This window comes from uncultured Hymenobacter sp. (genome assembly GCF_964242765.1).
Classification (GTDB): Bacteria; Bacteroidota; Bacteroidia; order Cytophagales; family Hymenobacteraceae; genus Hymenobacter.
This window is the reverse complement of the sequence record NZ_CAXTBM010000054.1, coordinates 25169-38022: the sequence shown is the minus strand read 5'-3', so window position 1 is coordinate 38022 and position 12854 is coordinate 25169. Positions and strand designations below refer to the sequence as shown.

Sequence of the window (12854 nt, the reverse complement as noted above, 5' to 3'; positions counted from 1 at the left end):
GATGCTAGCGAGCCCCTGGCCAATGACGTGGGGCGCGGGTGCGGCCACGTAGCGCCCCTCGGCCAGGGCCTGGGGCAGGAAATCGGTGTAAATCACCCGGCTCACCTCGTTGTCCATGAGCGTCGTGCCGAAGATGGAGTTCGTGCGGATGCCGCGCAGGCGGGATTTGAGAAACAGCGAAACGCTAAAGGAGATAAGCCGGGGCAACTGCCGCAGGAACTGCAAGCCAACTCGCCCTGGGCCCTGCGTCAGGCGCTGGAAATCAACGGGAAACGTGGTCATCGACACGAACTTGCTGCCCTTACAGCCGTGGACAATGTCGGCGCAGGCCAGCGCCGACGTGCCGCCGATGGCCAGGGCGCCGGCGCTCGTCTTCCCTTGGAAGGCCTTGATTACATCCTGGACGACGGTCGGACTGTTGTAGTCGAAGACTTGGCTCGCGCCAAGTTGTTGGACGTAGGCGAAGTTGCGGGGCGAGGCCGTGGCGATGACCTCGTAACCCGCCGCCACAGCCAGCTGAATGGCGTTGCTGCCGACGCTCGTCGTCCCGCCCCAGACGAGTATAGTCTTGCCCGTTGGCGTGGCGGCGGCCGAAGGGTAGTTGAGCGCCAACTGGTCTTTCTGAAACAGCCCGCAGGCCGCCGTGGACAGGGCCAAGGGCAGTACGGTGGCGCTTTCGTAGGCCAGGCTGTCGGGGATGGGAGCGGCCATGTGGGCCAGCACAACGGTGTACTGCTGAAAGGCGCTTTCCGCCGGGCTGTTCCGCTTCTTGTCGGCGCCCACGGCGTGGGCCAGCACCCGGTCGCCGACCTGGAAGCGCGTGACGCCGGCCCCCACTTCCACCACCTCGCCAGCGAGGTCACTGCCGAGCACGAAGGGAAGCTTCATCCAGGAAAAGAGGAAGCTGCCGGCGCCCTGCATAATCCAATCCAGAGGGTTGATGGCCACGGCGTAATTCTTAATAACCAGCTCGTTCGCCTGCGGAGCGGTGTAGGACGCGGTGTTAACTTCGAGGTGGGCGCGGTTGGCGACGAGCCAGGCGGCGGTGTTCGTGGGCTGCGGATTCATAGGTTCTGGTTGAGATAAAAGTGAGGTTGGATGGGCAATCGGCTGCTCAGCCGCTGTTAAGGCGTATTGCAGTGCGACCCAACAGCACAAAGGTGGGCGGCTTGAACAGCTACCAAGGTCAAAATCTGAGTGAAGCCGGGATAAGGGCTGGGTGAAACGTCATCTGGCGGCCGTTAACCGGAGTCGCTTGCCAGCACCAGTTGGGACTGGTGGGTTGAGTCTCGCCTCGAACTAGCCGAATACCTCGACCATTAGCACAATACCCAACGCCCGCACTCAACTCCGGGTATTGCATCGCAATTGAACTCCACCTTAGCTCACCCTCCGGTTTAACCCAACCACCTGCTTTTAATTAGTAAACTCCTCATAGGCCGCTTTCGATATGCGGGCAATAAGTAGCTCGCAGGTCACCAACTCGGCATAGGAATCGGTCAGGAAAACCGCAATGGCCAGGTGCTTGCCGGTGGGTAATACAATGATGTGGGTATCATTGTATTACCCACCGGCAAGCACCTGGCCATTAGTCGCGGAAGTGCAGGTGCGGTGCGCAACAGGAATTCCCGGCGGCAACAATCCTTTCAGGCGCTTGGGGCCAACCGGAGTGGCCAGCAGCAGTTGCCAGAGCAGCTCGGTGCTGGTTTTAGATAAGGCCGTCTGCTCGTACAGCCTAGTTAGCAACTCTACCTGGGCCGAGGGCTGGCTCCAGTTGCTATATTGCACCGACCAAGTGGCCGCCATTTAGGCTTTCGAAGCGTTGATGGCCAGGCCTTTAATACCCAGGCGGTGAACGTATCTGTTGACCTTCTGCGGGCCGCCTAGTAATTTCAGTAAAATTTCGCAGGCAGCATTGTCGCTCACGGTCATTACGTAGGTTAATAAGTCCTGAACGCTAACCTGGACATTGCCCGCAAGGTACTTGTATCGCAGCGGGCTGTAGGTTGCTGGCAAGTCTGCTTTCGTGATAAATACGGGGTGCGCTAAGCGTAACTTTCCCCGGTCTACCTCGTGCAACACCGCCATGGCAACGGCCAACTTGAACACACTTTGCAGCACATAGGGTTGCTGGTTGTGGTAAGTAAGCGTATCATTGGTTTCCAGCAAGCGGATGGCTACGCCCACTTTCCCTGAAGTAGAACGGGCAAGCCGCTCAATCTCGTTTCGCAAGGGTTGGTGCTGCGCCTGGACAGGCAGCAGGGTGGCCAACACGATGGGCACGGAGAGGAGGTATTGCTTAAACATGCACAAAGATTAGGTTTAGGCATAACAAGCTACCGCTGCTACTCGCTGTTCATAGCCTCAGGGAAAGCCGAGATAGTGTTAATGAGGAGCAGCCACCCAGCTAAATGCCCCGGAGAACGCCGATTTCAGGGCGTTTTTGATGCCGATACGGGGGCAAACAGCTTCGAAGCCACGTTGGCCGTTTACTGAGCGCGTAGCACGCTGTGTCAGGCCCTGCTACCTTAGTCCTAAACGCGCTAGAACAGGAAAGAGAAATGGCTTTCATCGACATCGAATACCAAACGCTTGCCCCGCCAGCGGTGCTCGCCGAGTTTGTCGAAAGCTTCTGGCGGCTCGTCAACCACTCCGACTCCGGGCAGCCCGTCGTCATCGTGCCCGATGGCCGGGTCGATGTATTCTTTGCTTACTCGGCCACCGAGCCCTACCACGTCTTGCTGCTGGGGCTGGATACACAGCCTAGCGCCCAGGTACTGCCGCCCCATACCCACATCTTCGCCATCAGTTGGACGCTGCTTGGGGCCGACTACCTGCTGCCCGTTCGGCTGGCCGATTTGCCGCAGCACGCCGGCTACTTGCCCCTGGATTACCTGGGTATTAACGCCGCCGATTTAAGTGATTTCGCTGGCTGTTGCGCGAAAGCTTCGGCCCAGCTTCAGCAACTGATTCCCGCCGAAATCGACCGCCGCAAGCGCAAGCTTTTCAACCTCCTTTACGCCACCAACGGCACCCTTACCGTCGAAGCCTACGCCGAGGCGGCGGCCTGGAGCAGCCGGCAAATCAACCGGTATTTTCAGCAGGAATTTGGCCTCTCGCTGAAGGCGTACTGCACGATTCTCCGCTTTCGGGCCGCCTTGCCGGGCCTCAAAGCCGGCAAGCTGTTCCCTGAGGAGCACTTCGCCGACCAGGCCCATTTCATTCGCGAAGTCAAGAAATACGCGGGCGTCGTGCCCAAAGAATTAGCCCGCAATCAAAACGACCGATTTATCCAATTTTCCGCGTTGCCGAAGAAATAATTTTGTCCTAAACTTCACCTCTTAGTTTAGACATGTTACTTCAAAACATGCAAATAGCCATCGTCGGCGGCGGCCCCGGCGGCCTCGCCCTGGCCCGGCTGCTCCAGCTGCGCGGCACCAGCGTCCACGTTTACGAGCGTGACTGCCACCGCCACGTGCGGGTGCAGGGCGCCACCCTCGACTTACACCACGACTCGGGCCTGGCCGCTCTGCACCAGGCGGGCCTGCTCGCCGCCTTCCAGGCCGCCTACCGCCCAGGGGCCGACCGACTGCGCGTGACCGACCAGCACGCCACCCTCGTGCTCGACGACCACGCTGAGGCGCAAACCGCCACGTTTGGCGATAAGCATTTTCGCCCCGAAATCGACCGCGGGCCGTTGCGCAAGTTACTGCTCGACTCTCTTCGGCCCGGTACCGTCGTCTGGAACAGCCACCTACTGGCGGTGACGCCGCACGGCGCAGGCTGGCAGCTGGCCTTCGCCAACGGCACCACCGCTGCGGCCGATATTGTGATTGGGGCCGACGGAGCCAATTCCAAAATCCGCCCCCTGGTGACGCCCATCCGGCCGTTCTACACGGGCGTGATGGTGGTAGAAGGCGCGGTGTACGACGCCGCCCAGCAAGCCTCCCGCGTGAGCCAACTACTGCAAGGTGGCAAAATCTTCGCCCTAGGCGACGAAAAATCACTAATCGTAAGCTCGAAAGGCGATGGCAGCCTGGCTTTTTACGTCGGGTTCAAAGCTCCTGAAACTTGGGTCGAGGACAGCGGCCTTGACTTTCACAACGCGGCGCAACTGCAAGCCTGGTTCAAGCAAGCGTTTGCCGGGTGGGCTAGCCTCTGGGAAGAGCTGTTCGCCGCCGACCCCGCGACCTGCGTGCCCCGCCCGCAATACTGTATGCCACTCACCCAAATCTGGGCCGCGCAGCCCAACATTACTATGCTCGGGGACGCCGCCCACCTCATGCCGCCCTACGCCGGCGAAGGCGTAAACATGGCCATGCTGGATGCGCTCGAACTCAGCAACTGCCTAACCAATGAGTTGTTCTGCAGCCTGCAAGCTGCCATTGCGCACTACGAGCAGCACATGCGCCAGCGTGCCGCTAAGGTAGCGCAGGAGACCCTGGACCAAACCGAGGCGTTGCACTCGCCGCAGGGATTGGCGCACTTGGTTAGCTTGTTTAATGGGGTAGGACCGGCTGAATAACTTTACAACTAGTACCGTCCACACACCTTAAGTGGCCTCCACATACCGGCCGTCGCATTTTTAGTGGTGCTTCATACTGAACAAGTTACTCCAGGGCTATTTAGTAAGAGGGGAAGGCCCTTACCGCATTTTTCGACCTTTTGTAACGAGAAGCCAGAATGCCAGTGACGCGCGTCATCACCACCACATCAGTGCGTGGCGGCCGTCGCCATGAGTTTTTGCAATTCGGCCGGAGTCAGTACCGTGGAGGAATTATGTTCGCGAATAATCTTCCAGCCATCTTTTTCCTGGCGCCAGACCAGCGAAGTGTACGTGCGAATGCCAGTGATTTTACCATCGCTCCCCTCCAGCCGGGCAACAAATTGCAGCACGGAAGTGGCCAAGTTGCCGGACACCACTACGTGAGGCCCGTCCACTACGCGATGGTGGGCCGAGCGTAACTTGGTGAACGGCGGCTCCCAAAACGACCCGTACTCGGTCGCGCTGTGGGCCACGCGCCGCTGCGGCTCGAAGTCGTCGTAGAGCAGGACGTCCGGCGCCGACCAGCTGTAATACTTGCCGAGCTTTTCTCGGAAATTGAGGGGACCGTCCCCGGCTTTTTTCTCCCAACCCACCAGAATCCACTCTCGATGGAGAGCGGCTACGGCGGCTTGGTCGTCGGAGGTGTGGGCGGCCGGCTGCTGGGGAGCAGCCGCCAGAATGCGGTTGTGGTCAGACATGGTCTTGCTCGTAGAAATGAGTAGTGATTGATTAATTTGCGGGGTGGTCATCATGGCCGTAGCAGAGAAGCCCACGGCTGCCAATAACATCGTAATTAGGAAAGGACAAATTTTCGTGTTCATAGCAGGTATTTTTTTGTTGGGAGCAAACTGGGTTCAGCTGTTTTTTGGTTGGGCCGAGTTCGCGACAAGCCAAGCGGCGGGCGGTGGATTCATGAATTTTAAGTGATAGGAAGAGCAAGTTGGCAGGAACGGTGGGCTGCTCAGCTGCGGGCATGGCCTACAGTGGGCAGGCGAACAACTCAAAAATAGGCGGCTCCAACTGCCACCGAAGCCAAAATCTAGGTGAAGGGGGGGCAGGTGAGGGGTGAATCGTCGTTAAGCGGCCGTTAACCGGGAGCCGCTCACCAGCACGGACTGGGAACTCCCTAATGGCGGCCTAGTCCAGGCACAACATGCATCCCGATTTTTTTGAATAGCTGGGCCACTTCCGTTTGTGGGAGGCTCATGCCGCGGCCCGGTTGAGGCAATTCGAAGTGGATGGCGGGCATCCCGGCGTGGATGATAATCTGCTCTACGCCCGCGGGCGTAGAGCTGAGCAACGTGGCCGTGGGTGAGTCCACTTGGGAGGAAAGCACCGTGCCGCGTGGAATCCACCCGTGGTGCCCACCAGCTTCTCGTCGCCAGCTTGGTACGTAATCTGTCCGTCTAGCACGTAAAAGCTTTCGTCCTGGTCGTGGTAGGGCGGGCCTAGCCCCGCGCTGGGGGACCTTTGCGCCATTCTTAGACACCCCTGACTTACTGAAAACGTGCGGGCGCACCGTGCTGGACACGCCCGCACGTTTTGTTACCGGTACCCCCATGGCAGGAAGTTGAGATGGGCAACAGTATGCCTAGTAATACGGCGGGCCTTCCTGCAGCCGACGAGCCACGAAACTGCCCCCAGCAGTCGTGATGCCTGCCAGAAAACGATTAAGCAGTTCATAGTGCGCGTCGACGGGCGGGAGGCCGGTGCCGGCGGGGCCGAGCAAACTCGTAATCTGCTGAAGCCACAGTTGGGCGAGAAATTCCACGTCCAAGTCGGCGCGGTACAGCTGCTGGTCCATGCCTAAGCGCAGGTTCGTCCGAATGTAGGCAAGCAGAAAGTCCTGCTGGGCACGCAGGAAATACTGCCAACTGGCAAAATAATGGGCTTCTAAATCCCGAAAAAATAGCGTTTGAACTTGGCCCATTTCCTCTCGCATGAAGGTGCGCATGGCCAGTAACTGCTCCACGGCGTTGTTGCAGGTTTCAAGCTGCTGCTCCAGGTTTTGGTGGACGTAGGGCAAGTATCTCTCCACCATGGCCTGCACCAGCGCCGGCTTACCGAGGGGAAAGTAGCGGTCCACGGCGGGCGCGTCCAACTGCGCGGCGGCCGCAATATCCGCCTTCGTCACTGCTTCAATGCCCGATTCCAAATAGAGCAGCCGGGCGGCCACTACCAAGCGCTCCCGTTCTTGGTAGGCCTGATGTGTAGCATCGTCGGCAGGGATAGGGTAATCGGTCATGAACACAAATAGGAGTAAGGGCGGAGTGGGTGACTGGCTTAAAGGGCCTGACGGGCCAAGTTAGCTAGAAACGCAGATTGAGCACTTCGGTCCCTGCCACACCTTAATCACCCAACTTGCAGCTTGTTATCGGGTTATGGTGGTGTTACCTGGCCACGCCATGCTGCGCGCGGCGCAGCAACTGAATTCCGAGCTGGAGCGACCTATGGTTGTGGCTTTCACGTGCGCATTGGCCTGCACTACAGCGAGTACGTGGTAGGTCAAAATGGAGGCCACGGTTTTCGCAAGCTGGCCACCATCAGCGACACGGTTAATGTGGCGACCCGCCTTCAAGCGCTAACAAACGGTACAGTAAGCACTGTTTTAGTTTCGGAAGCTGTGGTTGCGGCGGCGAGCTCCGCGCTGAGCGTGCACCAAGACTTTCTCGCATTCCTCAAGAGAAAGACGGGCTTACGTCGCCTCTATGAAGTAGCCCCAAAGTTCCAGTAACACCTAATCTCTCGACCTTGCCGCCAGGACTCCCAACCCCCTGCAAGTGCGCCCTCGCCAGCAGCCCTACTAAAGTGACGCAGCTGACAAGGGAGTAAAAGGGTTGGAGTTGCTGCTTTTTTATTTGTTGGCAATCTCGCCGCCGCTAAACATAGTGGTTGCTAACAAACACCTTGCTCGGCAAACGTTTAGGTGGCCCCTTCGCCTATTTATTCACGTCAAGACGGAGATTAGACCCATTCAGCGCTGAAATGTAGGTGAAACGTTGATTGTCCTGGTTGCTTATTTTTCGGCAATCGACACAGTACCCGTTTGGTCCGGGTTCTTTCAGAAAGTATGGTATCCAGGCAGGCAATGGCTGAGGCCATTGCCTGCCAGTAAAAAGCGCCATGGGCAAGGTGCCGAGGCTTGGCAGTTCACGGGGGCCTTTCGGCACTTCACCGGCCGCTTGAACGGCTTCACTCAATTAGGTCGTGGTAAGAAGGAACGGCTTTCTTCCTTTGCGCCACGCACCCCGCTCCGGCCTTGCTCATCCCCGTTCATTCGCGCCGATTGGGCGCAGTGGCAGTGGGCCAGCACCCAGCACACGGCCGGCTTTATTTCCTTGTTTCTTGTCATGAAAGCATTTCCTCCCTTTCCCGAGCTTATGCCGATATCGCCAAACCGGGTGGGGTGGGTGCGCCGGCTAACTGCATCTACCCGACCGTTGCACGTGCACAACGAGCTGCATACGGCGGCCTCAGCCAGCGCCGTGTGGAGTTGGCTGGTGTGGGCGCCGCGGTGGCCCGAATGGTATGCCGCGGCCCCAGCCATTGCCTACCTCAACCAGTTAACCCCCGAGCTACGGGCCACCTCCGTGTTTCGATGGCAAACCCTAGGGACGACCGTCACGGCCTCTGTCACGGAATATGTGCCTGGTCGGTGCCTGGCTTGGGTGGTCAAGGGCCCTGGGGTGCGCGTATACCACCGGTGGCTGGTGCGGGAAACGGCCACGGGCTGCCAGCTTATCACCGAGCAGGTGCACACCGGCTGGCGCGGGGTGATGCGCGAGTGGCTACGGCCGCATTCCGTGTTTGCCCACCAGCACGGCTGGCTCGTGCTGCTGCACCGGCAAGCCACCCAGGCCACGCTGCCTTCTATTGCTGCTGCAAGTCTGCCACGGCGGGGTCAGGCTATCCCGGGCTAGCGTTAGGCCGTGACCACGGTCGGCGCTTAGCCGTATGCTAAACCAACTGGGTTCCTGGCTGCTTTCTATCTAATTCCTTCTATTTTGCCACTTTATGGTCAGTCCCTCCCCATTCCCCGCTTACAGCAACGTTTTTTCCACCATGCCCCCGGCGGCCCCCGGACAGCGAGGGAAGAGTTGGTTGCGCTGGCGCTGGATTGGGATTGGCACGGTCGGCACCGTACTGGCCCTGGCCTGGCCGCGGGTGGCCGTGTCGGGGGCGGCGGGTGGCACGCTGCCCGGCTGGCAGCAGTGGCTTATCGCCGTGGCCATGGCGGCCGTTTACTGCCACGGCAATCTGTTGCTGCGCTCCGGGCTGCGTCGTCGGCTAACAGCGCACGACCAAACGGCGTGGCGGCTGCTGCTGCAGGCGCCGCTGTCCATAGTTTTCGTGGCTGGGTTCGCCGTGGTGCATGCCGGGCTGCTGGTGCTGCTCAGCCAAAGCGCGTCGTCTTTCGAGCCGACGTACTGGAAAGCGCTGGGGAGCGGTTTGCTGGCATCTTTCTTCATCATCCTGCTCTACGAGAGCGGGCACTTTTTCTACGAGCTGCGCATTTCGCTCGCCCGGTCGGCGGAGCTGGAGCGGGCCGGCGCCATCAGCCAATTGGAGGCGCTCAGGCAGCAGGTAGACCCCCACTTTCTCTTCAATAACCTGAACTCGCTGGCCGCGCTCATCGGCGATAACCCGCGGGCGCAGGACTTTCTCGGGTCCCTGGCCAACGTCTACCGCTACGTGCTGCTGAGCAAGGCTAACGTCACGGTGCCGCTCAGTCAGGAGATGGCGTTTGTGGAAGCCTACCTGCGCCTGCACTACGTCCGGTTTCGGGACGGTATCGAAGTCGTGCAGGAGCTAGCCCCCGAAACCCTGCACCTACACGTGCCGCCCCTGGCCGTGCAAATGCTGCTGGAAAACGCGCTGAAACACAATGCCATCAGCTCCCACACCCCGCTGCGCATCACCCTCCGCGCGGGCGAAGGCGTGCTCAGCGTTACGAACACGGTGCACCGCAAAACGATTCTGGAAAAAAGCACCAAGCAGGGCTTGCAGAACATCGTCAATCAGTTTGGTTTGCTCACCACCCGCCCGGTCACCATTGAGCACCGGGGCGGGGAGTTTGAAGTCACGCTGCCTTTACTGCCGACCCCATGAGAACCATCATTATCGAAGACGAATACCTCGCGGTAGAACACGTGCAGAACCTGCTGCGCCAGCACCCGGCCATCGACGTCGTGGCCGTGCTTCCCAGCGTGGCCGAGGCCATCCACTGGCTCAGCAACAACCCGGCGCCCGACTTGATTTTCTCGGACATTCAGCTCTCGGACGGACTCAGCTTCGAGGTCTTTGACGCGGTGAGCGTGCGCGCCCCCATCATCTTCACGACCAGCTTCAATGAATACGCCCTGCAGGCGTTCACGCTCCTGAGCCTGGACTACCTGCTCAAGCCCATTCAGGCTGCCGACCTGGCCCGGGCCTTGGAAAAGCACGCCTACTGGCTAACCCAGACCACGCCGCAGGAGCAGCAGCAGGGCAGAGAGGCGCAGCTAGCGAAGGTGCAACAGCTGCTGGAGCAGTTCGCCCCCACCCAGTCGCGCTACCGGCAGCGCTTTCTGGTCATGGCCGGCGAACAGCTGCTGCCGGTAGCAGTGGAAGAAATTGCCTATTGCTACACCCTGCACGAACTGGTGTACCTGGTGCGCCACGACGGCCGCAAGTTCAGCCTGGAGCATACGCTGGAGAAGCTGGAGACCCTGCTCGACCCGGCCGTGTTCTTCCGGCTGAACCGCCAGTACCTGGTTTCGCTCAAAGCCATCGACAAGATGTACCCCCACTTCGCGGGCAAGCTGAAAATCGAGCTGCTCCCCCCGCGAGCGGAGGAAATCCTGGTGAGCCGCGACCGGACGCCCCTCTTGAAACGCTGGCTGGAATAAGAGTCAAAGGGGCAGCTAACCCCCGCGCAGCGACAACGATGTTTTATTGTTTGCTGATTGCAGGAAGGGCCCGCCTTTTCCTAACTTTCAGGGTAGCTTGTTTCAGCTACCATCTGCCTGTCCTTTTTTGTCTGTGTATGAGCGGTTCGTTAGCGAAGGCCCTGCGTCCCGTCTCTCTAGCAAGCCTGCGCCATGAACGAACTCCTGCCCACTTATCAACTCCAGGCGTTTAGCGACCCGCAGCCGGACGCCGCGGAGGTGTACTTTCCCGATTACACGGCCCCGCGGCCCCGGATTCCGCTCCACCGCCCTTACCGGGGCGACTACTACAAAATCAGCTTGTGCGTGCGAGGCACCGCCGAGCTGAACGTGAACCTGGAAACGCACGTCGTGGGACCGGGCTGCCTGGTGCTGGCCACCCCGGACGTGATTAAGCAGTGGCTGGCCATTTCGGAGGACTACGAAACGCTGACCGTTTTTTTCACCCAGGACTTCATCACGACCCATAACGCGGCCACCGGCCGGCTGCGCTTTTTGGTGAACCCCACCGCCTACGTGCTCCAACTCTCGGCCCCGGAAGCGAAAAACGTGGCGGCCTCGCTGCGTTTTTTGCAGCAGAAATACCACACCCCGCACGCGCAACGGGGCAACATCCTCCAACACATCATCAACGGCTTGCTCTACGAAATAGCGCCCTTGTACGACCAGCCGCCGGCGCTCCCGGGGGGCACCACCCGCAGCCAGCAGTTGGCGGCGGCTTTCCGGCAGCTCGTGCAGGCCCATTGCACCTCGGCGCGCAGCGTGCAGTTCTACGCGGCCCGGCTGTGCATCACCCCGCGGCACCTCAACGAACTGGTCAAGGCCGTCACCGGCCGCACCGCCAGCGACTGGATAGCCGAAGCCGTGGCGCTGGAAGCCAAAGCTTTGCTGCAAAACCCCGACTTGCCCATCCAGCAAGTGGCGGCAAGCCTGCACTTTGCCGACCAGTTTGCCTTTAGTCGGTTTTTCAAAAACAGCACCGGCCTTTCGCCCACCGCCTACCGGCAAGCGGGCTGAGTGCAGTTGCCACCTTTCGGCCACAGGTTGCCACCCTTTGGCCATTCCCTGGCGGGCACCGGAAGGGGAATTTTGCAGTGTTCTTTCGGTGCCCGGCGGCCAGCGCTGGGCGCGGCAAGCAGCAGTCACGCCCGCAAAATTTCCCTCTATGATTTTAGTAACCGGCGCCACGGGCCAACTCGGCTCGGCCACCATCGATTTCCTCCTAAAAAAATTGCCCGCCGCCCACATTGCGGGCCTGGCCCGCGACGAGCAGAAAGCCACGTGGCTACGGGCCAAAGGCGTGACGGTGCGCCTCGGCAGCTACGATGACGCGCCCTCCCTCGCGGCGGCGATGCAGGGCGTTGACAAAGTGCTGCTCATTGCCGGCACGGACGAGGAGCGGCGGGTGCAGCAGCACCAGAACGTGGTGGACGCCGCCCGCCAGGCGGGGGTCGGCTTTATTGCCTACACCAGCCGCACGCTAAAAGACCGCGCCACGATGGCCAACAAGCTGATGGAAGGCCATTTCCAGACCGAAGAGGTCATCAAAGCGAGCGGGCTGGCGTACAGCCTGTTTCGCAACGTCTTGTACATGGACGTCCTTCCGCAGTTCGTTGGGCCCCAGGTGTTTGACGCGGGCATTATCCTTCCGGCCGGGCAGGGCCGGGTGCCCTTTGCCCTGCGCCGCGAAATGGGCGAAGCCCTGGCCAATGCCCTCGCCGCCGAGGGCCTCCCCAAGCCCGTGTACCAGCTCACCGGCCGCGCGTCGTACTCCTTTGCCGACGTGGCGGCGGCCCTCGCGGAGCTTTCCGGCAAACCGGTGGCCTATGCCCCGGCCGAGGTGTCCGCCTTTGCGCAGGGGCTCAAAGGCCGGGGGCTGCCAGACGTGGTCGTGGAGCGCATCACCGGCTTCATCACCGACATCAAAAACGGGCAGGAAGACGAGGTGAGCCCGGACCTGGAGCGGCTGCTCGGGCGCCAGCCGGCGTCCCTGCACGCAGGATTGAAAGAGCTTTACCAGCTGTAGGCAAGGAATTGTTCTCCCGTTTACTTACGCTTGGATAACCTAACATTGCTCACTGGTTAGACCCCTGTAAGCAAAGCAACGGCGACGTTAAAGTGAACGTTGTAGACCCCAGCTTTACGGCCACTAACCTTGACACCCAGCGCGGCACTGGTACCGTGGAGTAGCCCGCCGCCCCCTGGTAAAGGACGTGCTGGCGGGAAACGAAGGCCTGACGGGCAAGCTCTTCAGCGAGGAGTATCCATAAAACAGGGGGCGAGCCAACGCATGTCGTTGACAGCAACAGCTTCTTTGTCTCTTCCCCCTTGCTACTGACGGCGTCAAGGTTCGGCTAGGAAATGGCGCCTGCTATTCACTC

12 protein-coding genes and 1 pseudogene are annotated in these 12854 nt (G+C 60.1%); 7 read left to right on the top strand and 6 right to left on the bottom strand.

The features are described from left to right. Together ACFE7X_RS19300 and bla are read right to left on the bottom strand one after the other, a co-directional pair. Positions 1 to 1158 (bottom strand): zinc-binding alcohol dehydrogenase family protein (locus ACFE7X_RS19300; RefSeq protein ID WP_375437326.1); only part of this gene is annotated, 1158 nt, incomplete at its 3' end. A gap of 405 nt (positions 1159 to 1563) precedes the next feature. Next, a pseudogene (gene bla / locus ACFE7X_RS19295) lies at positions 1564 to 2307 on the bottom strand (class A beta-lactamase). A gap of 254 nt (positions 2308 to 2561) precedes the next feature. On the opposite strand from bla, the gene ACFE7X_RS19290 reads away from it, so the two are divergent. Beyond that, positions 2562 to 3320 (top strand): helix-turn-helix domain-containing protein, encoded by a 759-nt coding sequence (locus ACFE7X_RS19290; RefSeq protein WP_375437325.1) that lies wholly within the window; start codon positions 2562 to 2564, stop codon positions 3318 to 3320. 32 nt (positions 3321 to 3352) lie between these two features. Next, on the top strand, positions 3353 to 4525 hold the full coding sequence (locus tag ACFE7X_RS19285) for an FAD-dependent oxidoreductase (protein WP_375437324.1): 1173 nt from the start codon (positions 3353 to 3355) through the stop codon (positions 4523 to 4525). Between the two features lie 188 nt (positions 4526 to 4713). Here the strand turns inward: ACFE7X_RS19285 and ACFE7X_RS19280 are convergent, their stop codons facing one another. The 4 genes from ACFE7X_RS19280 to ACFE7X_RS19265 form a co-directional block, all read right to left on the bottom strand. Next, the gene (locus ACFE7X_RS19280) at positions 4714 to 5244 is read right to left on the bottom strand and encodes a YybH family protein (protein ID WP_375437323.1); all 531 of its coding nucleotides are present in this window, start codon (positions 5242 to 5244) and stop codon (positions 4714 to 4716) included. Between the two features lie 428 nt (positions 5245 to 5672). Then, a complete protein-coding gene (locus ACFE7X_RS19275) occupies positions 5673 to 5882 on the bottom strand; it encodes a hypothetical protein (protein WP_375437322.1) in 210 nt (69 codons plus the stop codon). Positions 5883 to 6137: 255 nt separating this feature from the next. Then, positions 6138 to 6791 carry a TetR/AcrR family transcriptional regulator gene (locus tag ACFE7X_RS19270; RefSeq protein ID WP_375437321.1) on the bottom strand — a complete coding sequence of 218 codons (654 nt, stop codon included), beginning with the start codon at positions 6789 to 6791 and terminating at the stop codon, positions 6138 to 6140. Positions 6792 to 6917: 126 nt separating this feature from the next. After that, positions 6918 to 7067 (bottom strand): hypothetical protein, encoded by a 150-nt coding sequence (locus ACFE7X_RS19265; protein WP_375437320.1) that lies wholly within the window; start codon positions 7065 to 7067, stop codon positions 6918 to 6920. Between the two features lie 580 nt (positions 7068 to 7647). Here ACFE7X_RS19265 and ACFE7X_RS19260 point away from each other — a divergent pair. From ACFE7X_RS19260 to ACFE7X_RS19240, 5 genes are all read left to right on the top strand, one after another. Further along, on the top strand, positions 7648 to 8466 hold the full coding sequence (locus ACFE7X_RS19260; protein ID WP_375437319.1) for an SRPBCC family protein: 819 nt from the start codon (positions 7648 to 7650) through the stop codon (positions 8464 to 8466). 94 nt (positions 8467 to 8560) lie between these two features. After that, complete coding sequence (locus ACFE7X_RS19255; RefSeq protein WP_375437318.1) at positions 8561 to 9655, top strand: sensor histidine kinase; 1095 nt, start codon at positions 8561 to 8563, stop codon at positions 9653 to 9655. Then, positions 9652 to 10434: a LytR/AlgR family response regulator transcription factor gene (locus tag ACFE7X_RS19250; RefSeq protein WP_375437317.1), complete on the top strand. Its 783-nt coding sequence runs from the start codon at positions 9652 to 9654 to the stop codon at positions 10432 to 10434. The genes ACFE7X_RS19255 and ACFE7X_RS19250 overlap by 4 nt, the downstream gene beginning before the upstream one ends. Before the next feature lie 192 nt (positions 10435 to 10626). After that, on the top strand, positions 10627 to 11490 hold the full coding sequence (locus tag ACFE7X_RS19245; RefSeq protein WP_375437316.1) for an AraC family transcriptional regulator: 864 nt from the start codon (positions 10627 to 10629) through the stop codon (positions 11488 to 11490). Continuing rightward, positions 11423 to 12499, top strand: a complete 1077-nt coding sequence (locus ACFE7X_RS19240) for an SDR family oxidoreductase (RefSeq protein ID WP_375437315.1) — start codon at positions 11423 to 11425, stop codon at positions 12497 to 12499. Before ACFE7X_RS19245 ends, ACFE7X_RS19240 begins: the two co-directional genes overlap by 68 nt. Positions 12500 to 12854: the final 355 nt, after the last annotated feature.

Excerpts from the sequence above, each read along its gene's own strand:
- ACFE7X_RS19285 (WP_375437324.1), top strand. The coding sequence starts at position 3,353 with ATGTTACTTCAAAACATGCAAATAGCCATCGTCGGCGGCGGCCCCGGC.
- ACFE7X_RS19280 (WP_375437323.1), bottom strand. The coding sequence starts at position 5,244 with ATGTCTGACCACAACCGCATTCTGGCGGCTGCTCCCCAGCAGCCGGCC.
- ACFE7X_RS19270 (WP_375437321.1), bottom strand. The coding sequence starts at position 6,791 with ATGACCGATTACCCTATCCCTGCCGACGATGCTACACATCAGGCCTAC.
- ACFE7X_RS19250 (WP_375437317.1), top strand. The coding sequence starts at position 9,652 with ATGAGAACCATCATTATCGAAGACGAATACCTCGCGGTAGAACACGTG.
- ACFE7X_RS19245 (WP_375437316.1), top strand. The coding sequence starts at position 10,627 with ATGAACGAACTCCTGCCCACTTATCAACTCCAGGCGTTTAGCGACCCG.
- ACFE7X_RS19255 (WP_375437318.1), top strand. The coding sequence starts at position 8,561 with ATGGTCAGTCCCTCCCCATTCCCCGCTTACAGCAACGTTTTTTCCACC.
- ACFE7X_RS19290 (WP_375437325.1), top strand. The coding sequence starts at position 2,562 with ATGGCTTTCATCGACATCGAATACCAAACGCTTGCCCCGCCAGCGGTG.